At 65.6% G+C, this 21,323-nt stretch carries 24 protein-coding genes; 10 read left to right on the top strand and 14 right to left on the bottom strand.

What is annotated here, in order from left to right:
- Positions 1-3 precede the first annotated feature (3 nt).
- The 5 genes from P0652_RS05790 to P0652_RS05810 all read right to left on the bottom strand — a co-directional run bounded on the left by P0652_RS05790 (position 4) and on the right by P0652_RS05810 (position 3,279).
- Complete coding sequence (locus P0652_RS05790; protein ID WP_284177820.1) at positions 4-141, bottom strand: hypothetical protein; 138 nt, start codon at positions 139-141, stop codon at positions 4-6.
- 48 nt (positions 142-189) lie between these two features.
- Complete coding sequence (mobA, locus tag P0652_RS05795) at positions 190-810, bottom strand: molybdenum cofactor guanylyltransferase MobA (RefSeq protein WP_284177821.1); 621 nt, start codon at positions 808-810, stop codon at positions 190-192.
- Positions 807-1,685, bottom strand: coding sequence for a formate dehydrogenase accessory sulfurtransferase FdhD (locus P0652_RS05800; RefSeq protein WP_284177822.1), 879 nt, complete (start codon positions 1,683-1,685; stop codon positions 807-809). Before P0652_RS05800 ends, mobA begins: the two co-directional genes overlap by 4 nt.
- Positions 1,686-1,780: 95 nt before the next feature.
- Positions 1,781-2,290: a YbaK/EbsC family protein gene (locus P0652_RS05805; protein WP_284177823.1), complete on the bottom strand. Its 510-nt coding sequence runs from the start codon at positions 2,288-2,290 to the stop codon at positions 1,781-1,783.
- A 77-nt stretch (positions 2,291-2,367) separates the two neighbouring features.
- Complete coding sequence (locus P0652_RS05810; protein WP_284177824.1) at positions 2,368-3,279, bottom strand: metallophosphoesterase family protein; 912 nt, start codon at positions 3,277-3,279, stop codon at positions 2,368-2,370.
- Between P0652_RS05810 and P0652_RS05815 the strand changes: the two genes are divergently transcribed.
- Together P0652_RS05815 and P0652_RS05820 are read left to right on the top strand one after the other, a co-directional pair.
- Positions 3,259-3,843 carry an NUDIX domain-containing protein gene (locus tag P0652_RS05815; RefSeq protein ID WP_284177825.1) on the top strand — a complete coding sequence of 195 codons (585 nt, stop codon included), beginning with the start codon at positions 3,259-3,261 and terminating at the stop codon, positions 3,841-3,843. The genes P0652_RS05810 and P0652_RS05815 overlap by 21 nt on opposite strands.
- A gap of 42 nt (positions 3,844-3,885) precedes the next feature.
- Positions 3,886-4,386 (top strand): GNAT family N-acetyltransferase, encoded by a 501-nt coding sequence (locus tag P0652_RS05820; protein ID WP_284177826.1) that lies wholly within the window; start codon positions 3,886-3,888, stop codon positions 4,384-4,386.
- An 8-nt stretch (positions 4,387-4,394) separates the two neighbouring features.
- Here P0652_RS05820 and P0652_RS05825 read toward each other — a convergent pair whose 3' ends face one another.
- From P0652_RS05825 to P0652_RS05840, 4 genes are read right to left on the bottom strand one after another with little or no spacing between them, the layout of a single operon-like run.
- Positions 4,395-6,500 (bottom strand): hypothetical protein, encoded by a 2,106-nt coding sequence (locus tag P0652_RS05825; protein ID WP_284177827.1) that lies wholly within the window; start codon positions 6,498-6,500, stop codon positions 4,395-4,397.
- A complete protein-coding gene (locus P0652_RS05830) occupies positions 6,497-9,322 on the bottom strand; it encodes a DUF4159 domain-containing protein (RefSeq protein ID WP_284177828.1) in 2,826 nt (941 codons plus the stop codon). The genes P0652_RS05825 and P0652_RS05830 overlap by 4 nt, the downstream gene beginning before the upstream one ends.
- A complete protein-coding gene (locus P0652_RS05835; RefSeq protein WP_284177829.1) occupies positions 9,319-10,278 on the bottom strand; it encodes a DUF58 domain-containing protein in 960 nt (319 codons plus the stop codon). Before P0652_RS05835 ends, P0652_RS05830 begins: the two co-directional genes overlap by 4 nt.
- 20 nt (positions 10,279-10,298) lie before the next feature.
- On the bottom strand, positions 10,299-11,312 hold the full coding sequence (locus tag P0652_RS05840; RefSeq protein WP_284177830.1) for an AAA family ATPase: 1,014 nt from the start codon (positions 11,310-11,312) through the stop codon (positions 10,299-10,301).
- Between the two features lie 222 nt (positions 11,313-11,534).
- Here P0652_RS05840 and P0652_RS05845 point away from each other — a divergent pair, with 222 nt between their 5' ends.
- Genes P0652_RS05845 through P0652_RS05860 form a run of 4 tightly spaced genes read left to right on the top strand, consistent with a single transcriptional unit; the run spans position 11,535 to position 14,277 of the window.
- Positions 11,535-12,131: a DUF1285 domain-containing protein gene (locus P0652_RS05845; RefSeq protein ID WP_502947476.1), complete on the top strand. Its 597-nt coding sequence runs from the start codon at positions 11,535-11,537 to the stop codon at positions 12,129-12,131.
- Positions 12,124-12,765 carry a CoA pyrophosphatase gene (locus P0652_RS05850; protein ID WP_284177831.1) on the top strand — a complete coding sequence of 214 codons (642 nt, stop codon included), beginning with the start codon at positions 12,124-12,126 and terminating at the stop codon, positions 12,763-12,765. Before P0652_RS05845 ends, P0652_RS05850 begins: the two co-directional genes overlap by 8 nt.
- 13 nt (positions 12,766-12,778) lie before the next feature.
- Positions 12,779-13,042: a DUF6111 family protein gene (locus P0652_RS05855; protein ID WP_284177832.1), complete on the top strand. Its 264-nt coding sequence runs from the start codon at positions 12,779-12,781 to the stop codon at positions 13,040-13,042.
- Positions 13,039-14,277: a CCA tRNA nucleotidyltransferase gene (locus P0652_RS05860; RefSeq protein ID WP_284177833.1), complete on the top strand. Its 1,239-nt coding sequence runs from the start codon at positions 13,039-13,041 to the stop codon at positions 14,275-14,277. Before P0652_RS05855 ends, P0652_RS05860 begins: the two co-directional genes overlap by 4 nt.
- Positions 14,278-14,279: 2 nt before the next feature.
- Here P0652_RS05860 and hemF read toward each other — a convergent pair whose 3' ends face one another.
- Both hemF and P0652_RS05870 read right to left on the bottom strand, forming a co-directional pair.
- Positions 14,280-15,176: an oxygen-dependent coproporphyrinogen oxidase gene (gene hemF / locus P0652_RS05865; protein WP_284177834.1), complete on the bottom strand. Its 897-nt coding sequence runs from the start codon at positions 15,174-15,176 to the stop codon at positions 14,280-14,282.
- A gap of 23 nt (positions 15,177-15,199) precedes the next feature.
- Positions 15,200-15,724, bottom strand: coding sequence for a tRNA (cytidine(34)-2'-O)-methyltransferase (locus tag P0652_RS05870; RefSeq protein ID WP_284177835.1), 525 nt, complete (start codon positions 15,722-15,724; stop codon positions 15,200-15,202).
- A 276-nt stretch (positions 15,725-16,000) separates the two neighbouring features.
- Here P0652_RS05870 and petA point away from each other — a divergent pair, with 276 nt between their 5' ends.
- From petA to P0652_RS05890, 4 genes are all read left to right on the top strand, one after another.
- Positions 16,001-16,525: a ubiquinol-cytochrome c reductase iron-sulfur subunit gene (petA, locus tag P0652_RS05875; RefSeq protein WP_284177836.1), complete on the top strand. Its 525-nt coding sequence runs from the start codon at positions 16,001-16,003 to the stop codon at positions 16,523-16,525.
- A gap of 24 nt (positions 16,526-16,549) precedes the next feature.
- Positions 16,550-17,857 (top strand): cytochrome b, encoded by a 1,308-nt coding sequence (locus P0652_RS05880; RefSeq protein ID WP_284177837.1) that lies wholly within the window; start codon positions 16,550-16,552, stop codon positions 17,855-17,857.
- Between the two features lie 19 nt (positions 17,858-17,876).
- Positions 17,877-18,749 carry a cytochrome c1 gene (locus tag P0652_RS05885; protein ID WP_284177838.1) on the top strand — a complete coding sequence of 291 codons (873 nt, stop codon included), beginning with the start codon at positions 17,877-17,879 and terminating at the stop codon, positions 18,747-18,749.
- Positions 18,750-18,872: 123 nt separating this feature from the next.
- Positions 18,873-19,403, top strand: coding sequence for an adenine phosphoribosyltransferase (locus P0652_RS05890; RefSeq protein WP_284177839.1), 531 nt, complete (start codon positions 18,873-18,875; stop codon positions 19,401-19,403).
- Between the two features lie 6 nt (positions 19,404-19,409).
- Here the strand turns inward: P0652_RS05890 and P0652_RS05895 are convergent, their stop codons facing one another.
- The 3 genes from P0652_RS05895 to P0652_RS05905 are packed head-to-tail and all read right to left on the bottom strand — an operon-like array spanning position 19,410 to position 21,276.
- Positions 19,410-20,042, bottom strand: a complete 633-nt coding sequence (locus tag P0652_RS05895; protein WP_284177840.1) for a 5'-methylthioadenosine/S-adenosylhomocysteine nucleosidase — start codon at positions 20,040-20,042, stop codon at positions 19,410-19,412.
- Complete coding sequence (locus tag P0652_RS05900; protein WP_284177841.1) at positions 20,039-21,016, bottom strand: MaoC family dehydratase; 978 nt, start codon at positions 21,014-21,016, stop codon at positions 20,039-20,041. The genes P0652_RS05895 and P0652_RS05900 overlap by 4 nt, the downstream gene beginning before the upstream one ends.
- Before the next feature lie 47 nt (positions 21,017-21,063).
- Positions 21,064-21,276 carry a hypothetical protein gene (locus tag P0652_RS05905; RefSeq protein WP_284177842.1) on the bottom strand — a complete coding sequence of 71 codons (213 nt, stop codon included), beginning with the start codon at positions 21,274-21,276 and terminating at the stop codon, positions 21,064-21,066.
- Positions 21,277-21,323: the final 47 nt, after the last annotated feature.

Genomic DNA, 21,323 nt, shown 5'->3' on the forward strand with positions numbered 1-21,323 from the left:
CGATCAGTTGGCCCGATCGAGACGTGCACCCGTCGTGGCATAGGCCTGATCAGCCGATTTCTGGAAATTGGCGTTCAGCACGAAGGAAGAACCAATCGAGATGACGAGGATCGCGGCAATCGCCAGGGCGAAAGACTTCATTTTTTTCTCCTTGGTCCGGCGATCAGCCGGCGTGAAAGCATAGGAAACCTAGGGTATTTGGCCGCCTTCCACAAGCGGAAGCAAGGCTTCGGCCTGCAGCAATTCGTCCGGGGTATTCACGTTGAAGAAGGGATCATAACCCTCATGCGGCCATTCCACGGCGGCGCAACCATATCGTCCGGTAAATCGGTCGATCTTGCGCTCGCCAGCCACCAGAGCGTCGCGAAGGTCGTCGCGGCAGGAGATCGGCCAGAGGCCAATGACGGGATGCGTCCAGCCGTCGGATGCCGCGCAGGCGAAGGCGGTTCCGGCACCCGCGCGCCCCGTCAGCAGGCGTGACGCGAGGTTCTTCGGGATGAACGGGCAGTCGCCGGGAACGGAGAGGATATCGGTGACACCGTCTTGCCCGACAGCCCAGTCGAGACCGGCAAGGATGCCGGCAAGAGGGCCGGGATAATCCGGCAGCGCATCCGACACCACGGGAAGGGAATAGCTGGCAAACCGACCGGGGTCGGCATTCGCGTTCAACACAAGACGTCCGGCGGGTGCTGCCAGACGATCGATCACACGGTCGAGAATGGCGCGGTCTCCGAGGCGCTTCAGGGGCTTGTCACCCCCGCCCATTCGGGTCGCCCTGCCTCCGGCGAGGATGACATAGGCAAGGCTCATTCTCCGGCCCCCTTCCGGCGATTGCGCGCTGATTCCTCGGGGATATAAGCCAGATCCTGATCGTAGATCAGCCTGTCCTGGCCAGAGAGTACAAGGAAGCGCTTTCCGCGCGCCCGCCCGATCAGCGTCAGCCCGGCTTTTCGTGCCAGTTCGACACCCCAGGCGGTGAAGCCGGACCGCGAGACCAGTACCGGAATTCCCATGCGGACGGTCTTGATCACCATCTCGGATGTCAGCCGGCCTGTCGTGTAAAAGATCTTGTCTGCCGGATCGATGCCATGCCGATACATGTAGCCGGCAATCTTGTCGACGGCATTGTGGCGTCCGACATCCTCCATATAGACAAGGGGCCTGTCTTCTCGCGCAAGGATCGAACCGTGAATGGCGCCGGATTCGAGATAGAGCGACGGTGTCTGGTTGATCTTGTGCGTCAGATGGTAAAGCCAGGATGTGCGGAGCGGCGTCTGCGGCAGGCGGGCATTCTCGATCACGTCCATCAGATCACCGAAGACGGTGCCTTGCGCGCATCCCGAGGTCTGGATCTTCTTTTTCAGCTTCTCCTCGAAATCGGTCTCTGTCGCGGTCCGGACGACCACGACATCGAGATCCTCGTCATGCTCGACCGCCGTGACTTCCGTATCCGGCGAGAGCATGTTCTGGTTCAAAAGATAGCCGAGCGCGAGATATTCGGGGTAGTCGCCGATCGTCATCATGGTGACGATCTCGCGTGCGTTGAGAAACAGGGTCAGCGGCCGTTCGACGGTAACACGGGTCTCGATGGCGGCGCCGGTCTCGTCATGGCCTGAAACGGCCTCGGACAGGCGCGGATCGGCCGGATCAGGCCTCAGCCAGTACTCTTCTAGAAAATCCATCATGCTGCATCAGATCCGCGCGAACCGGGCTGGCACCATAACGCAAGCGCCCGCGAAGGCGAGAGGGATGCCTTGACCGGATGCCGCAGCCGGATGGATCAGTTGAACTGGACGATCCGGGCCGAGACGGCCCGCGCGAGGACCAAGGTCGGCACCGAGAACAGTGCATTCGGCGCACCGGACGGGCACCAGACCCGGGCAAAGCGCGTCAGGCTGATATCCATCAACATCGGAACGCGGTTCTGGTGGCCGATCGGCGGAACACAGCCCATCGGGAAGCCGGTGAACCGCAACGTGAAATCGGCGTCCGCCCGTTGGAGATTCTCGCCCACCATCGGACCGAGGATGCGGTCATTCACGCGGGTGGCGGCGGAGTGAAGGATCAGGAAGTTCTTTTTTGTCGCCTTGCCGCGCATCAGCAACGCCTGGACGATGAAATTGACCTCGCAGCCGCAGGCTTCCGCCAGCTCCTCGGGTGCGGTCATTGCGCGGGGGAGCATCTGGAGTGTGTAGGGAATAGCAGCGCGGTCCATCGCGTCCGCCACCCGGCGGACCATGGCCGGCGCGGCCAAAACGTCGGCACCAGCCGGGGGCTGCTGCTCGCTCATGAGGTCTATCGGTTGCGCGGCCGTCACGTGGTCGATCCCCAGTATCCAAAATCGGGGACAGTCTGCGCGCATTCCGGTTAAGGTTTTGTTCCCGAGCCGGGGATAACGGGGAAGCAGAAGCCGCCGAGATCGTCGATCTGGCTTTTCCGTCCGGCAAAGCCGCGCCGGCGCAACTCGAAGCTGCGTGTTTTCGGGTCGATCCGGATCAGGTGATATTCGGCCTTGTGCAGCGGCGTGCCGGGCACTGCCGAAGCCGAGCCGACACCGACCACGGGGACCGGCCCCGAAACGGACTCGATCACGTTGAGCGAATGCCGGTGGTTATGGCCGTGAAGCACGAGTTCCGCGCCATGTTCGGCCAGAAGCCGTGTGAATTCCTTGTTGTCCTTCAGGCTTCGGCCGAAGCGGGAAGCGTTCCTGACCGGCGGGTGATGGATCATCAGCACGCGGAAAAGGCCAGCCTTGCGCGTTTCGTCGAGCATCGCCGCGAGGGCCTGGCGCTGGGCCCGGCCGACCTTCCCGGTCGCCATGAAGGGAAGGGTGGGAATGCCTGAATTCACCCCGATCAGGGCGATGGAACCCCGCTGGCGGAGATAGGGGAAAGCGTGGCTTTCAGCCGTGTCTCCCGACATGAAAGGGCTGAACACGGCTGCCATGGCCGGCAATGATACGCGGATATAGGCATCGTGGTTTCCGGGAACGATGCTCACGCGGTCCGGGCCGCCGAGGATTTCCGTTGTGGCCAAGGCCTGCGGGAATTCGTCTTCATGGCCGATATTGACGAGGTCGCCGGTCAGAGCGATGTGGTCTGGTGACTGCTCGAGGATATCCGCCATGATGGCGGCCAGCACATCCATGTTATGGATCGTCGCACGGGCGCTGTGCCAGTTGAGCGCGCCGGTCAGCCGCTTGTTCAGCAGCTCCCGGAAAGGGATGCGGGGAAGCGGCCCGATATGGGGATCGGAGAGATGGGCGAGGGTAAAGGTCAAGCAGGCCTCGAAACCGGTCGCGACGCCAAGGGGCGCGTTACGTCCCTGTCGCGTGTAACCCCTTCCCCGTCAAGCCTCCAGAAGCCGAAGGGGCAGCCAATTCCGTTCTGGAAGCGCGTTCTCCGCCGGGTCCTCCATCTCTGGTTCTATCTGTCCCGCGGGATGACGCTCGGCGTCCGGGCCATCGCGCTGGACGGGGAGGGCCGGGTCTTTCTCGTGCGGCATACCTATGTGGCCGGCTGGCATTTGCCGGGAGGTGGCGTGGAATGGGGCCAGAGCCTGCTGGACGCGCTGGCGATGGAACTCCGCGAGGAGGGTAATCTTGTCGCCGAGAGCCCGCCGGAACTGGTCGGGCTCTACTGGAACCGCCATGTCTCGCGGCGCGACCATGTGGCGGTCTACGGGATCCGCCAGGTGCGGCAAACCGGCCCGCGCCCGCCTGACCGCGAGATTGCCGAGGCTGAGTTCTTCCCGCTGGATGCCCTGCCTGAGGGAACCACGGCGGGCACGCGTGCCCGCCTGGCCGAGTGGCTCGAAGGCAAGCCAGCCTCGCCTTTCTGGTGAAAGCGCTTGACGGCGGCAGCAAGTCCGGTGATCACGCGGCCCATGCAGGGCCTGGAATTCATCATCACCCACCAGAAGCCGAAGGATGACGAGGCGGTCGAACGGCTGCATGCGCGCGCCTTCGGGCCGGGGCGCTATGCGCGGACAGCGTTCCGCATCCGCGAACAGGCCGGGCAGACGGAAGGGCTTGCCTTCGTTGCGTATGTCGGATCGCTGCTGGTGGCGGCAGTCCAACTGACGCCGATCCGGATCGGTGCGCGGCCGGCCTTCATGCTGGGCCCGCTGACGGTGGATCCGCCTTTCGAGGGCAAGGGGATCGGCCGCGCCCTGCTGGAGCGCTGCGCGCATTCCGCCCGGGCGCTGGGATCGACGCTGATCCTTCTTGTGGGCGACGAGGCCTATTACAAGCGCAGTGGCTACCGGCGCGTGCCACCGGGGCAGATCACCCTGCCCGGGCCGGTCGATCCAATGCGCCTGCTGGCACTGGAGCTCGAACCGGATGCTCTCGCCATGATGCGGGGCGAGGTGCGCGGCGGCACCTGACGCGTTGATCAGCCGCCGGCCGGGCGGCGCCGGCGCAGCCCCTCCGCCAGCCATGTTGCGAGGATCGGGATCAACAGGAGGCCGAGCCCGAGGAAACCGAGCCCCAGCGGCAGGACACTGACTCCGCGCAGGATGGAGGCCTCGGTCGGGCGCAGGCCGATATAGTCGCTGCCGCTGAAGCGCGTGCCCGAGCGGATATCGACCAGGCGGGGCAGGACAAGCGTGCTGTTCGGATAGAGGCGGCGCACCGAACCGCCGGTGGCTTCGGCGATCGGGGCGAGGTCAGAGGTGGTGCTGACAACCTGGCGGAATTCCCGGGGGTTGGGCTGGCCCGCATTCACGAAAGCAACAAGGCCGCCATTTTCCGCCCGGTAGAGCCCGGCACGCCGGATGGCGATTTCTGCACGCCAGATTCCGGGCTCGGCCTCGCTCAGCGTGACTGGCAGGGCCTCGCCCGAGGGTTCGATGATCCGCGCGTCACCCGGCGGGCCGGCAATGGTCCGCCGCTCGATCTGGATGCGGCCGGCCGCGACGGAGAGGCGCAGTGCTTCCTCCTCGAGTTCCGGTTCCTTCATCAGCCAATGCGACGTACGGCGGAGCAGGTCAAGATAGGGGCCACCACCGGCATAGCCGCGGGCCCAGAGCCAGACATGGTCGGACAGGAAGAGCCCGACGCGGCCCTTGCCCTCGCGGCGAAGTTCAAGCAACGGCAGGTTGTCGATGCCGTTGAGCAGGCTCTGGCCCTCGCGACTGCGCGCGGCGATCTGCCGGAACCAGGGCGACCAGACCGGCGTTCCCTGCGGCCCGGTTGCGCCTTCGAGGTTTCGCGTCACCGGGTGCTTGCGGCCGAGATCCGTCACTTCGGCACGATAGGCCCGTTCGACGATGGAGCCGGTGGGTTCCGCCGGCATGATCTCGCGCAGGGGCGTCGTCAGCAATCCGCCACGCGCGACGATTTCCGGCCCTACGGCGAAAAGGATCGCGCCGCCTTCGCGGACATAGCGCACCATGTTCTCGAAATAGAGCGTCGGCAGGAAGGTCTGGTTCGAATAGCGGTCGAAGATGATCAGGTCGAATTCGGAGATCTTGGTGACGAAGAGTTCCCGCGTCGGGAAGGCGATCAGCGACAATTCGTTCGTCGGCGTTCCGTCCTGCTTTTCCGGCGGGCGGAGAATGGTGAAATGCACGAGGTCGACATTGGGGTCGGCCTTGAGCAGGTTACGCCAGGTGCGTTCGCCGGCATGGGGTTCACCCGAGACGAGCAGAACGCGAAGCTTCTCACGCACACCGTCAATGGGCAGTGCAAGCAGGTTGTTGAGGGGTGTCAGCTCGCCCGGAGCGGTCTCGACCGAAATCTCGAACAGGTTCATGCCCGCCCGGTCGATGCGCAGGGGCAGCCGTGCGGGCACGCCGGCAATGACGTTGCGCGTGCCGAGAACCTGCCCGTTCTGGCGGATCGTCATCCGGACCGGGCCGGCCGGCGCGCCCTGGTTCTCGACCCGGACACTGACCGTCACATCCTTCCCGACAATGCCGAAGCGCGGCGCTTCGACAAGCTCGATGCGCCGGTCGAACTCGCCGGACCGCCCGGTCACCAGGGCATGGAGCGGCGCCGTGAAGGGCAGGCGTGCCCTGTCAGCCGGGATGTCATGCACCACGCCGTCCGTGATGGCGATCACGCCGGCGAGCCGGTCCTGCGGGATGTCCCGCGTGGCGCCGGCAATCGCATCGAAAAGGCGGGTGCCGTCGCCATTGCCCTCGCGGTCAAAGACCTCGATCAGCCGGGTCTCGGTATTCGGCCGGTCCTTCAGCCTGTCGGTCAGCGCCTTGAGCGCGGCCTCTGTTTCCTGCTGCCGATTGCCGATCGTCTGCGAGCCGGAGCGATCCACAGCGATGGCGACGATATCGGTCAGCCGGTCCCGCTTCTCGTTGATGATGCGCGGATCGGCGAGGCCAGCCAGCACCAGAACCAACGCTGCGAGGCGGATCCAGGCGCCGCGCTTGCCGCGCCAGACCAGAAGGGCAACCGCCACGAGCCCGACCAGCGCCAGAGCAGCAAGGAAAGGCCAGGGCAGGAAGGGCGAGAAGGCAAGGCTCCAGCGATCCGCACTCATTGGCCGAGCCTTTCGAGCAGGGCCGGGACATGGACCTGATCGGCCTTGTAGTTGCCTGTCATCACATACATCACGATGTTGACCCCGGTACGGAAAGCCATCTCGCGCTGGCGCGGTTCACCCGGCACCAGCGGGAACATCGGGTTGCCGAGCCGATCGACAGCCCAGGCGGCCGCAAGGTCATTCGATGTGATGATAATGGGCGAGACGCGGTCTCCGGCGCGGGCGGGCGTCTTGGCATCCCGCGGGCCGGCAAGCGTTTCGACCCAGGTATCGCCGGCGGCATAGCGGCCAACGAACCGGTCCAGCAGGTAGAAGGTCTTGGTGAGAACATGATCCGGCGGGATCGGTTCAAGAGCAGGGATATCGAGCGAGGCAAGCATGGCGCGCAGGGCGCGGGTCTCGGCCGTGGGCATGCCGCCCGGGCGCTGCACGAAGGCATCGCGCGTATCGAAAATGACCGTGCCGCCCTGCTTCATGAAGGTGTCGATGGCCCGGATGGCGCGTTCCTGCGGGGCCGTCTGGCCGGCGAGGATCGGCCAGTAGATCATGGAATAAAAGACCAGTTCGTCGCGCGCCGGATCAAGACCGATCGGCTCGTCGAGCGAGATCGAGGTCCGCTGCTGGAGGATATTGCTCAGGCCGGCGAGGCCGGCACGGCTGGCCTCGTCGACCCGGGAATCGCCGGTGATCACATAGGCAAGCCGCGGCCGGAGGCTGGAGCGGATATCTTCCTGACGGATCGAGCGAAGGTCGGGGCCCGGCACTAGCGCCGGGCTTTGGGTCTGTGCGGGACTTTGAGCCTGCCCTGGTGTCGGGGTGGCCAGCGAAAGCAGGCCAAGACCAAGCAGAATGGCCGCTGCGCGTGCAGCGAGGCGCCCGCGTCCGCGAAGGGCACCCGCAAGGCCGCCGATGAGGGCTACCGCAAGCGCGTCCGCCACGAAGAGCGCCACGGCGACCAGCATCAGCCAAGGCCGGAAATCGAGCACCGTGCCTTCCGAGAGCGGGGTTACCCGGGCCGTGCCGAAGCGGATCGGTTCGATGGTGGTTGCCAGGGTCAGCGCGTTGACGGCGAGCCCGGCCTCGGCGGGGCCATAGAAGCCTGGCGGGTGATCCGGCGTGCCCGGCTGCGCATAGCGGGGATCGACAGGCCGCGCTGTCGGCGAGGGGCCGCCAAACTGGCCGAAACCATCCAGATTGTTGCGCGCGGCGAGGCGCTCACGCCCGGTTGTTGCGGTCCCTGCATCCGCCGCCCCGGCACTCCGGGCGATCAGCAGCGTTCGGCGCAGCATGTCGACGAAGGCGCCGGATAGCGGCAGGTTCGACCAGCTCGTATCGCCGGTGACATGGAACAGCACGATATGTCCCTTTCCGCGCGCAATGCCGGTGACGAGCGGCGTGCCATCCTCGAGGACGGCCCAGCTGGCGCGGCTCAGTTCGGCATCGGGTTCGGCCAGCACCTGCCGCTCGACCTGAATATCGGGGCTGGCGGCAAGGCCGAAGAAGGGGGATGCCTCGGGATAGGCACCGAGCCGGCGTGGCTTGTCCCAGGACAGGGCGCCGCCGAGGATGCGGCCGCCGCGACGAAGCTTGACCGGCAGGAGATCGTCGGAAGCGGCGGCGAGGCCCGGGCCTGCAAAGCGCATCAGCATGCCGCCATTCTCGACGAAGCGGGTGATCGAGGCCGCGGTTTCGCCGGCCAGCGTGCCGATATCGACAAGGACCAGCACATCCGGCCGTTCCTCGAGCGCGCGGGCGATCGGATCCGGCACGCCACGCGGCGGCTCGCGCAGATCGGCGAAGGGCTGCAATGCCCGGCTGACGAAATAGCGCGCCGAGACAAGCGGCTGCGCAGTATCGGTGGTCTCGCCAGAGATCAGCGCGACGCGGCGCCGCCGATGCGCGGAATCGAGCAGGTGGACGGCGCCGGCATGTTTCTCGTCGGCAATTTCGAGCCGGGTGATGTCATTGACCAGCTCGATCGGCAGGGCCAGCCGGGCTGTCGCTTCGCGCGCCTCGGCGGCCAGCGCGAAGGTGGTATCGCCGAGCAGGCGGCCCTTGTCGTCATAGGCGCGAATCAACCCCTGCCGGGCCTGCCCCGTGGTGGCCGGACGGCGGATCACCGCCTCGAGGCCCTCGGCGTTCTGCGTCAGGCCGGCGAGGGCAAGAACGGACGAGGACTGCATGGCGATGATGTCGAGCCGGTTTCCGGCCGCCGCGATGAAACGGTCGATGCGCGGGGCTTCGTCTTCCTGCCGGATGCCATCGCTGATCCAGACAATGCTGGCACTGGCACCGGCCGCAAGGGCAATGTCGAAGGCCGCCTCGCGTTGCGGGAAATAGGGTTTCGGCCGCAGCGAAAGCAGGCGGCTGAGTGCTGTGGCGGCTGTCTCCGGCTGGAGGCTCGGGCGCTCCTCGCTCGTCCCGATCACCTGGACCGGGCGGCTGGCGGCCTGTTCGATCAGGGCCTGCGCCCGCGAAATCCGGGTGGGCCAGTCGCCGGCAGCTGCCCAGCCATCGTCAACCAGGACGATGAGCGGCCCCTGGCCCGGCGCGAGCTGCAGATCCTGGCTCGGCTGCCAGCGCGGGCCGGCCACCGCCAGGATGACTGCAGCGGCTGCGAGCAGGCGCAGGACGAGCAGCCACCACGGCGTGCGGGCGGGTTCGCGTTCCTTGCCGAGAATGTCCTTCACGAGCGGCAGGGTCGGCAGAGGCAGGCGGCGCGGCGGCGGCGGTGTGATGCGGAGGAGGAACAGGATGGCCGGCAATGCGACCAGCGCGATCAGGGCCAGCGGAGCAAGGAAGGACAGCCCGGCGATCATGGCGTTGCCCCCAAAGACGAATGAGCCGGCAGGACCTGCCCGCCGATCATCGCCGCAAGCGCGAGCAGGGTTTCCGCCGCAGGCCGGTGCGTCAGGTGCCGCACGAAGCCGAAGCCGTGCTTGAGGGCGATGCGGCGCATTTCCTCGTTGATCGAGGCGATCCGCTCCCGGTAGCGGAGGGCGATGTCCTGAGCCTCGCCGACGCGCCAGGTCTCTTCGGTTTCAAGGGCCTCGAACTCGAACTCGCCGGCAAAGGGGAATTCCTCCTCGACCGGATCGCGGACGAGAACGATGGTTCCCTTGGCACCGCGATGGGCGATCCGGGCGATCCGCTCGGCGAAAAGCGGCATCGGCATGATGAAATCGCCGATCAGGATCACATGGTCGTGCCGCTTTACCGGCAGGCTTTCCGGCAGGGCTTCCATGGTCAGCGGGTCGATCCCTGACCGGTCCTGCCGCAACAGAGCTTCCGCAAGGCGCATCACGATGTTGCGCGAGGCCATCGGATGCGTGCGGCCGGGCAGGCCAACCCGTTCGCCGGCATGGACCAGCAGGTCGGCGAGGGCAAGGCCAATCAGAACGGCGCGGTCGCGCTTCGCACGGCCGGCAAGGCGCGAGCCGAAATGCATCGAGGCGGAGAAATCGATCCAGAGCCAATGCGCCGAGGCGCTTTCCCATTCCCGTTCGCGGACATAGAGCCGGTCATCGCGGGCCGAACGCCGCCAGTCGATCCGGCTGGTGGATTCGCCGGCCACGAAGGGGCGGAATTCCCAGAATTCCTCACCGGGGCCGGGCCTCCGCCGTCCATGGATGCCGAGCTGGAGCTGGGCCGCCACATTCCGGGCTTCCACCACGAGATGCGGCAGCACTTCGGCGAGCTGGGCAGCCTCGCTCGCCAGCGAAAGGGGCACCTTGCCGGCGAAGGGGGGAACGGAATGGGCTTCCTCGACCTTCATGCAGGCTTTCCTTGCCGCCCTCAGGCGAAGCGGTCGGTGAGGGAGCGGATGATCTTGCTGATGGTCTCGCCTTCTGCCCGTGCCGCGAAGGAGAGGGCCATCCTGTGTTTCAGGACGGGCTCGGCAAGCGCCACGACATCGTCGAGCGAGGGCGAAAGGCGGCCATCGATCAGGGCGCGGGCGCGGATGGCGAGCATGAGGGCCTGGCTGGCGCGCGGGCCGGGACCCCAGACCAGCTTCTCGGCGAGCGGCGTTCCCGGCAGCGGGCGGGCCGAGCGGACGAGATCGAGGATGGATTCGACGATGCTGTCGCCCACCGGCAGGCGGCGGACGAGGCGCTGCGCAGCAAGGATGCCCTCGGCCGAAAAGACGGCCTGGATCTCGCTCGATTCCGAGCCTGTGGTTTCGATCAGCATCCGGCGTTCGGCATCGCGATCCGGGTAATCAACGTCGATTTCCAGCAGGAAGCGATCAAGCTGGGCTTCCGGCAAGGGATAGGTGCCTTCCTGCTCGATCGGGTTCTGTGTCGCCAGCACATGGAAAGGCTTGGGCAGGTCATGGCGCTGGCCGGCAATGGTGACAAAGCCTTCCTGCATCGCCTGCAGCAGGGCCGACTGGGTGCGCGGGCTGGCGCGGTTGATTTCATCCGCCATCAGCAATTCGGCGAAGACGGGCCCTTTCACGAAGCGGAAGGCGCGTTTGCCGGGTGTCGGCTCCTCGAGGATCTCGGTGCCGAGAATGTCGGAGGGCATCAGGTCAGGCGTAAACTGGACGCGCCGCGCATCGAGACCGAGCACCCTGCCCATGGTTTCGACAAGCTTGGTCTTGGCGAGGCCGGGAACACCGACCAGAAGGGCGTGGCCACCCGACAGGACCGTGACCAGCGCTTCCTCGATCACACGTTCCTGCCCGAAGATCGCTTTGCCGATCTCTGCCCGCGCCCGGACAAGGTTGCCGGCGGCATCCTCGGCCATTCGCACGAAGGAGGCCGCGAAATCTGCCGGCTGTTCCGACGAGGTGGGTGCTTCCCGCATGGTCGATTCTCCTTGCCGTCTATCAAACCAATCTGGAACGGCACTGCCCTTGCGGCAATGCGCGAAACGTCACGACCCCCGAATTTGCGGTACACAACTTTGTGTGCCGCGCCGCTGCCGTGAGGCTGATCCGCAATTCCGGTGCCAGTCGAGGAGGCAATCATGGCGGGGACAAGGCGGAATGGCTTTGCGTTTGCGGCGCTGCGTCCTACATCAACGGCCATGACGTCCCGGCTCACGCTCCCCAGCTTGCCTCCAGACCTGCCGCCCGGGCTGCCCTCGCGCTTTCTCGAGGCCGCCATGGCGCATGGCGGCCGCGCGCTGCCGCCGGTCGAACGCTGGAATCCGGCCTATTGCGGCGAGATCGACATGCGCATCGCCAGGGACGGGCGCTGGTTCTACATGGGGACGCCGATCACGCGGCCGGCCCTGGTGAAGCTGTTCTCCACCATTCTCCGCAAGGACGAGGACCGGCATGTGCTGGTCACTCCGGTCGAGCGGGTGGGGATCGAGGTTGAGGATGCCCCTTTCCTCGCCGTGGAAATGGCGGAAATCGAGGCCGAGGGCGCGCCGGGCCTCGCCTTCCGGACCAATCTCGACGAAATCGTGACCGTCGATGCCGCGCATCCCGTCCGGTTCGATGTCGAGCCGGGCGGCGGGCTGAAGCCCTATGTGCTGGTCCGGGGCGGCCTCTGGGCCCGCCTGACGCGCGCGCTCGCGATCGATCTGGCCGAGCGGCTGATCGAGACGCCCGATGGCCGGATCGGGCTTGCGGCCGGGGGGCAGTTCTTCGGCGTGCCGGAGGCGGGCCATGCGTGACACGATGTCGCGACCGGTCGAATTGCCGCGCTTCGTCGCCCGGGCGCGCGAGTTGCTGCTGCCCGAGCCGCGCGATGTCCATGCCGGCGCAACGCCTTACGGTGACCATGCGATTGCCGGCCTGCCGATGGAGCCGGGGCTACTGGAAAAGGCGAAGCCGGCAGCGGTGCTCTACCCTGTCATCAAGCGGCCGACCGGGCTTACTGTGCTGCTGACCGAGCGCTCGGGCCATCTCTCGACGCATGCGGGGCAGGTGGCCTTTCCGGGCGGGCGGATCGAGCCGGGCGAGACAGCAATCGACGCGGCGCTCCGCGAGGCGGAGGAGGAGATCGGTCTCCCGCCCGACCGCGTGGAGCCGTTGGGATTCCTGCCGAATTACTTCTCCGGAACGGGTTTCCGCGTCCAGCCGCTCGTGGCATTGGTCGAGCCCGATCTTGATCTGCGACCGGATCCGTCGGAGGTGGCGAGAGTCTTCGAAGTTCCGCTGGCGCAGGCGCTGGATCTCGCCCGCTACCGGCAATCGACAATCTTCTGGCGGGGTCGTGAACGCATCTTCTATATCCTCGACCATCACGATGCCTATATCTGGGGGGTGACGGCCGGGATCCTGCGGTCCATGGCGGAACGTTACTGATCAACGAGGTTTCATGGCGCGCATTGTCTTCGAACTGGCTGGCTTCTTCATCCTGCCCTTCCTCTGCTATGCGGGGTTCCTGATCTGGCAGCAGCGCAATCCGCGGGCGGCCAAGAAGATCCTGACGCGGAAGGCGCTGCAATGGCAGACGCTGGCCGGCGTAGCACTGATGGCGCTGGTGCTCGTTGTCTATGGCCTTCTGGACGAGGCGCATACGGGTCCCTATTCGCCGGCCGTGTTCAAGGACGGTCAGCTCGTGCCGGGACGGGTCGAGTGAGGGGCGGTTCCGCCAACGAACGCCTTGAAAGGCTGCTGGCGGACCCTGTCCTGTCGAACCTGATGGTTGCGCTGAATCCGCCGGGCGAGGAGACGCGCCTTGTCGGCGGCATCGTGCGGAACACGCTGCTCGGCGAGCCGACCGAGGATGTCGATCTTGCAACCACGCTCCAGCCGCCGGATATCCTCAAGCGGGGCAAGGCGATGGGCTGGAAGGCCGTGCCGACCGGCATCGAGCACGGAACGATCACACTTCTGCGCGAGGGGCGGAGCTTCGAGGTCACGACCCTTCGCCGCGATGTCGAGACGGATGGCCGTCATGCCCGGGTCGTGTTCGGCCGCGACTTCCGGGAGGATGCCGCGCGGCGCGACTTCACGATCAACGCGCTTTCGCTGGGCACCGATGGCCGACTTCATGACTATTTCGGCGGCGAGGCTGATCTCGCTGCCCGGATCGTGCGCTTCATCGGCGATCCCGAGACCCGTCTGCGCGAGGATTACCTGCGTGGCCTGCGGTTCTTCCGCTTTTCGGCCCGCTATGGCGGCGGGCGGCTTGATCCTGCCGGAATGGCCGCAATCCTCCGGATGCGGGCCGGGTTTGCCGGCCTCTCGCGCGAGCGCATCCGTCAGGAGCTATTCAAGCTGCTGATGGCGGCCCATGTCCTGCCGGTTCTCCGGCAGATGGGCGAGGCCGGGCTCCTGCCCGACCTGCTCGGGATCGAGGCCGATCTCGACCGGTTCGCTGCGCGGGCCGGCTTGCAGGCCCGGCGGCCTGACCTCGCCTGGCCGGTCCTGGCCCGGCTGGCGGCCCTGCTGTCCCGCAAGGGGCGGGTCGACCCGGCCTTGCAGGAGGCGCTGAAGCTGTCGAACGAGGAAATGCGCTGGCTCGAGCAATGCGCCGGGGCGGAAGACCTGATCACCCGCGGTGCTGCCCATCTTGCCAGCTGGCTGGCGGAGGACTTCCCGCTCGCTGCCGGCGAGGCGATCGCGCTGGCCGCCTCGGTCTCGCCCGAGCCGGAGCGGGTTCTCGCGCTGGCGGAGGCGGCGGAGAAGCATCCGCGGCTGTATGTCTCGGGGCGCGATTTCCTCGCGGCCGGCTTCACGCCGGGGCCCGTGGTCGGCGCCCGGCTGGCGGCCTTCCGCGCCCGCTGGATCGAGGCCGGCGCGCCGGGATCGGAGGCCGAACAGCGCGCGCTTTTCTCTCGCTTTCTCGCGGAATCCGGTGCCGGAAGCTGAAATCAGGGCCAGCGGACCGAGGGCGGCATCGAGGAGAGAATCGATTCGACGTTGCCGCCGGTGCGCAGGCCAAAGATTGTCCCGCGGTCATAGAGCAGGTTGAACTCGACATATCGGCCGCGGCGGACCTGCTGCTCTTCCCGATCGGCTTCCGTCCAGGGCTGCGTGATATTGGCGCGGAGGATCGGGATATAGGCGTCGAGGAAGGCCTCGCCGACTGCCCGGGTGAAGGCGAAATCCGCCTCCCAGTCTCCTGTGGCGACATAATCGTAGAAAATACCGCCGATGCCGCGTGGCTCGTTCCGGTGCTTCAGGTGGAAATATTCGTCGCACCATGCCTTGTAACGCGGGTAATCCCGGCCATGGGCATCGCAAGGCACCTTCATTGCCGCATGGAAGGCCTGCGAATCCGGATCCGCCTGTTCGCGCCGGCGCACCAGAACCGGCGTCAGGTCGGCGCCGCCGCCGAACCAGGCCTTCGAGGTCACGACGAAGCGGGTGTTCATATGCACGGTCGGTGCATGCGGGTTCCAGGGATGGGCGATCAACGAGATGCCTGTCGCCGCGAAATTCGGGTCCGCATCGGCGCCGGGAATTTCCTTGGCGAATTCCGGTGCAAACGTGCCGTGGACATGGCTGACATGCACGCCGGCCTTCTCGAAGACCCGGCCCCGGATCATCCCCATCGTGCCGCCGCCGCCGGGCGAACCATCGTGGTTGTTGCGGCTCCATGGCTTGAAGGTGGCTTTTCCGGGCGTGGTCGCCTCGGGAAAGAAAGGGCCTTCCGCCTCGATCTCGACCGCCTCGAAGGCTGCCATGATGCGCTGCTGGAGGGAGAGGAACCATTCCGAGGCGCGGGCACGGCGGGCGACGAGTTCAGGCTGGTCGGCAAGGGTCATGCAGTCCTCGTGTCCTCTCAACTTTACAGTTTCCCGTCCGGTTGTGCATCGTTCGACGCGAAACCGTCAAGCTGGCGCAACGCTTCCGCAACCAGAATGGCGCCGGAAACCGCGACATTGAGCGAACGCAGGCCGGGCTGCATCGGAATGACGATGCGGGCATCAGCATCCTCCTGCACCGGATCCGGAACGCCGGCGCTTTCCCGACCGAGCAGGATGATGTCGCCCGGGCGGAAAGCGAAGCGATGATGGGCCACGGCGCCGCGCGTGGTGGCGAGGACGAGGCGGTGCCCGCGCGCCCGGATCGTCTGGCGGAAATGGCCGTAGGAGAGGTGCCGCGTCAGGTCGAGCCGGTCGAGATAGTCCAGGCCGGCCCGGCGCAGGTTGCGATCCGAGGCGTCGAATCCTGCCGGTTCGATCAGATCGACCGGTACGCCGAGGCAGGCACCGAGCCGGAACAGCGTCCCGGCATTCTGCGGGATGTCCGGTTCATAGAGGGCAAGCCTCAGGGGCGATGGCGGAAATGCGGTTTCGCGGGGGTCGACCATTGTTCAGGGGCCAGGGAACGCGGAAAGGGATGGACAAGCGATATAGACGGTGCCATGAGCCTTGCAATTCAGGATCGTTCCAATATGCGATCCGGCCGGGCGCTGCCCGGGACCGGGTGGGACGGCTGAGGCAATTCGCCTCTCCAATCCGGATAGCCGAATGCTATCTGCACCGGAATGTTCCTGAGGCTGTCGCCGGGCACCTCGTCGCCGGGCATCTCCATGGTCGCGGTGCGCCAGGGTGAAAGAAGGATTAGGATTGTGGCTGATCAATCGATGAGCGAACCGAACCGCCGTGATTTTCTGTTTCTGGCCACCGGCGCTGCCGGTGCCGTCGCCGTGGGCGGCGTGGCCTGGCCGCTGATTTCGCAGATGTCGCCGGATGCCTCGACCATTGCGGCGGGCGCACCGGTCGAAGTTGACCTGGCACCGATCGCCGAAGGTCGCGCGATCACGCTGAAATGGCGCGGCAAGCCGATCTTCGTCCGCCACCGTACGGCGGCCGAGATCGAGGCCTCCAAGAAGGATGATGCGTCCGGTCTGCCGGATCCGCAGGCCGATGCCGCCCGCGTCCGTGCCTTCGAAGGCAAGGCGCTGGAACAATGGGTCGTTGTCTATGGCAACTGCACCCATCTCGGCTGCGTGCCGATCGGCTTCTCGGGCGATTTCAATGGCTGGTACTGCCCGTGCCACGGCTCACATTACGACAATGCCGGGCGTATCCGCAAAGGTCCTGCGCCGCGTAACCTTGATATCCCCGAATTCACTTTCCTGTCCGCGTCGAAAATCCGCATCGGCTGAGCGAATCCAGAGTGAGAGACCCGAATGGCTGAGCATCATTCCACCTATGTGCCCAAGACCGGGTTCGAGCGTTGGCTCGATGCCCGCCTGCCGATCGTCCGGCTGATGCACGATTCCGCCGTATCCTATCCGGTGCCGCGGAACCTGAACTATTTCTGGACCTTCGGCGGCATCCTCATGTTCATGCTGGTGTCGCAGATCGTCACCGGCATCGTGCTGGTCATGCATTACACGCCGCATGTCGATTATGCGTTCCAGTCGGTCGAGCACATCATGCGCGACGTGAATTACGGCTGGCTGATGCGCTACATGCATGCCAACGGCGCGTCGATGTTCTTCATCGCCGTCTATATCCACATCTTCCGCGGCATGTTCTACGGCTCGTACAAGGCCCCGCGCGAGGTGCTCTGGATCCTCGGTGTCGTCATCTTCCTGCTGATGATGGCCACGGCCTTCCTCGGCTACGTGCTGCCCTGGGGCCAGATGAGCTTCTGGGGTGCGACCGTCATCACCAACCTGTTCTCGGCCATTCCGGTGGTCGGCGAGGCCATCGTGGTCTGGCTCTGGGGCGGCTACTCCGTCGACAACCCGACGCTGAACCGCTTCTTCTCGCTGCATTACCTGCTGCCGTTCATGATCTTCGGCGTGGTCATCCTCCATGTCTGGGCGCTGCATCATGTCGGCCAGAACAACCCGTCGGGCGTCGAGGTGAAGAACTACAAGAAAGATACGGTGCCGTTTACCCCGTATGCGACCGTGAAGGACCTGTTCGCCATGGTCTGCTTCATGATCTTCTTCGCGTGGTTCGTGTTCTACCAGCCCAATTTCCTCGGCCATGCGGATAACTACATCCCGGCCGATCCGCTGAAGACGCCGGCACATATCGTTCCGGAATGGTACTTCCTGCCGTTCTACGGCATCCTGCGCGCCATCCCGGACAAGCTCGGCGGCGTTGTGGCGATGTTCGCCTCGATCGCGATCCTCGCCTTCCTGCCGTGGCTCGACACGTCGAAGGTGCGCTCGGGCAAGTATCGCCCGTGGTTCCAGTTCGCCTTCTGGACGTTCGTGATCGTGTCCGTGCTGCTCGGCTATACCGGCTCGCAGCCGACCGACAAGGTTGTGCTGGCGATCGGCGGACAGACCCGCCTTGACATGGTCGATTTCGCGCAGATCCTGACCGCGATCTACTTCGCCTATTTCCTCGTGGCGCTGCCGCTGCTCGGCCTGATCGAGAAGCCCAAGGCGCTGCCGGCCTCGATCGCCGATTCGGTGCTCGGACCGGCGGGGAGCGGCCATATTGCCGGCGCGCATGCGGCGCCGCCCAAGCATTGAGGACGGGAAGGAACCTATCATGACGACGTCTTCTCGTTTCCTGCTCGCGGCCCTCGCCCTTTCGGGCCTTGCCGCTCTCGCCCAGCCGGCCCTCGCGGCCGGCGGTGCGGAAAAGCCGCCGCGCCAGAACTGGACCTTCTCCGGTCCGTTCGGCATGTTTGACCGGGCGCAGCTCCAGCGCGGCTTCAAGGTCTATCGCGAGGTCTGCGCCTCGTGCCATGGCCTTGAAAAGCTTTCGTTCCGCAACCTGTCGCAGCCGGGCGGCCCGGGCTTCACCGACGGGCAGGTCAAGACGCTGGCGGCCGAGTACAAGGTGATGGACGGCCCGAACGAATCCGGCGAGATGTTCGAACGGCCGGCGCGCCCGTCTGACCGTTTCCCGAAGCCGTTCCCGAATTCGGAAGCGGCCAAGGCGGCGAATAACGGCGCTGTCCCGCCGGATTTCTCTGTGATCGCCAAGGCCCGCACCTATGAGCGCGGCTTCCCGCTGTACCTTCTCGACGTCATCACCCAGTACCAGGAGCAGGGCGTGGACTACATCACCGCGCTGCTGCTCGGCTACGAGGAGCCGCCGCAGGGCGTGACGGTGGAGGCGGGCCTGCACTGGAACCGGTACTTCCCCGGCAACAAGATCGCCATGGGCAATCCGCTGGTGGCCGTGTTCGACGATGCCGGCAAGCCGCATGATCCGGGCTTCTACACCGATGGAACGCCGGTCACGCGCGAGCAGGTAGCCCGCGATGTCACGGCGTTCCTGATGTGGGCAGCCGAACCGAAGATGGAAGAGCGCAAGCAGACCGGCACGAAGGTCATGCTTTGGCTGATCCTGCTGGCTGGCCTGCTCTATCTCACCAAGAAGCGGATCTGGTCGCGGCTTGAGGGTGCGCACTGAGCCCTTCCCGCGGGAGGGATTGAAAAGGGGCTTCGGCCCCTTTTTTCATGCGTGTTTCCCGCTTGCCAAGGCCGCCGCAGGACGTGACAAAGGGATGACGATCCCCTGACGGAACGACGAGTGATGGACTTCCTGCGCAATACGATCCGCACCATTCCGGATTATCCGAAACCCGGCATCCAGTTCCGGGATATTTCGACCCTTCTCGGCAATCCGCGCGCCTTCCGCAGGGCCGTGGACGAGCTGGTCCAGCCCTATGCCGGTGCGCGGGTGGACAAGGTTGCGGGGATCGAGGCCCGCGGCTTCATCCTCGGCGGCGCGGTGGCGCATCAGCTGTCCTGCGGCTTCGTGCCGATCCGCAAGAAGGGCAAGCTGCCGCATCGCACTGTTTCGATTTCCTATGCGCTGGAATACGGAACGGACGAGATGGAGATCCATCTCGATGCGGTCGCGCCCGGCGAGAAGGTTATTCTCGTCGATGACCTGATCGCCACCGGCGGCACAGCCACCGCGGCGGTGCAGCTGCTCCAGAAGATCGGGGCGGAGGTCGAAGCCGCCTGCTTCGTGATCGACCTGCCGGAACTGGGCGGGCGGGCGAAGATCGAGGCGCTCGGCGTGCCGGTGCGCACGCTTGTCGCCTTTGACGGGCATTGAACGGATTCAGGCGGCGAGCAGCAGGGTTTCCAGCCGGTCGATGATGGCCGCCATTTCCCTGTCGAGATGGCCGAGAAGGGCTGTCCAGTCGTTGTAATGCCGCAACTCCTCGGCGCCATCCGAAATGCCGCGCAGGCCGATCATCGGCACGCCGAAATGCTGGCAGGCGCGCAGGACGGCATAGGTTTCCATATCGACCATCTCTGCATCGATCGCGTCATAGGCCGGGCCGGAGACGATGTTGGCGCCGGTGGAAAGCCGTGCGGCCGGCACCTCCCGCAAGCGCAATGGCAGGGCCAGTTCGGCCGGCAGGTCAAGAAACGGCGTGCGACCCTTCTCGAAGCCGAGCGGCGAGGCATCCATGTCGCGGTAGGAAACCGCGCTCACCTGATAGATCGCCCCCTGTTCAAGCCGCCGGGAGCCGGCCGACCCGAGCGAGAGTACCAGATCGGGCAGGCCCTGATGATCAAGGCAATCCTGCAGGGCGCGAGTCGTGCCGATCGCCGCCTCGACGGGGCCGAGTCCGGTGATGACCGGCGTGATGCGTTGTTGCAGGGCCGGGCCGTATTCGACGGTGGCGGCCATGACGACGAGGATCCGATGGCCGGATGTCTGCAGCAGGCGCGGCGCGGGCGTCATTCGCGGGTTCCCCAGAATACGGCGCCGGTAAAGGCGAAGACGGGAATCCCGTTCTGGTTGATGGCGTAATTGCGCTGGGTGACGATGCCCCAGCCCGGCTTTGACTGCGAGGGCCGCGCTTCGAGGATCCTTGCAAAATAGGTCAGCCTGTCGCCAGCGAGGACAGGGCGAATCCAGTGCAGGTCGGTAAAACCGAAGCCAGGGCCACGCTTCGGCAAGGCCGCCTCTCTCTCACGATCCTGCCAGAAGCGGATCACCGTACCCATCCAGGCCGAGGCGGTGTGCCAGCCGGAGGCGGAGAGACCGCCGAAATGGCTGTTGCGGCCGGCTTCCTCCGACAGGTGGAATTCCTGCGGATCATAGCGTCGGGCAAAGCGAAGCATGACATCCGGCGTGAAGTCGTAGGTGCCGAAGCGGATGATCATGCCTGGCCGGATTTCCTCGACCGGACCGAACCGTGTGACATTCGCTTCAGGCAGGAAAGTTTCGGCGGGAGGGCGGGCAATGGCAGTCGGTGCGGCTTCGACCAGGCCCGGCTCACGGCGGCCCATCATGATCAGGTTGGTCTGCTCGAGAACCAGCTCGTCCTCCTGGTTATGCAGGTCGAACCGGTATTGCACGAAGCCGCGATCCGGCTTGCTGGAGGAAGGCTTGCGATCAAGGATATGCATGCGTCCGGTCAGCGTGTCGCCGGCGCGGACGGGCCGGGCCCATCTGAGGTTCGAGACACCGGGCGAGCCCATGCCGGCCGAATTCAGGATGAAGTGATCGGCCATCAGGCGCATATTGGCCGAGCAGGTATACCAGCCGGAGGCGATCACACCGCCCATGCGCCGGGCCTGTTCGGAAGCCGCATCCAGATGCATGGGCTGGGGGTCGAATTCCGCGGCGAAAGCGAGCATCTCGTCTTCGCGGATCGTGATCGAGCCATAGGCTTCCGAGGTTCCGACCTCGAAATCTTCGAAATAGCGCATTCTCTCCGGTCCATGCGGAAGGACCGGTGGGAGGGCCGCGCCGGTCGTCAGGAAAACAGGATCTTCAAGCCATACACGCTTGCCAGCCCGAGGGCGAGGGTGGAGACAAGGGCGAAGGATAGAAGTGCGCCCTCGAAAAAGCCCCTGATCCATTCCCGCGGGACCATTTCGAGCGCGGTCCAGAGGAAGACGAAGGGAAAGAGCAGCACCATCAAGGCACGGTAATAGACCGAACGGATTTCAGCGACGATCACAGCCATGACCACCTCCCGAGGGTTTCCCGGGAGATAGACTAAAGTCGAATTGG

It is taken from the genome of Rhabdaerophilum sp. SD176 (genome assembly GCF_030143245.1).
Classification (GTDB): domain Bacteria; phylum Pseudomonadota; class Alphaproteobacteria; order Rhizobiales; family Beijerinckiaceae; genus Rhabdaerophilum.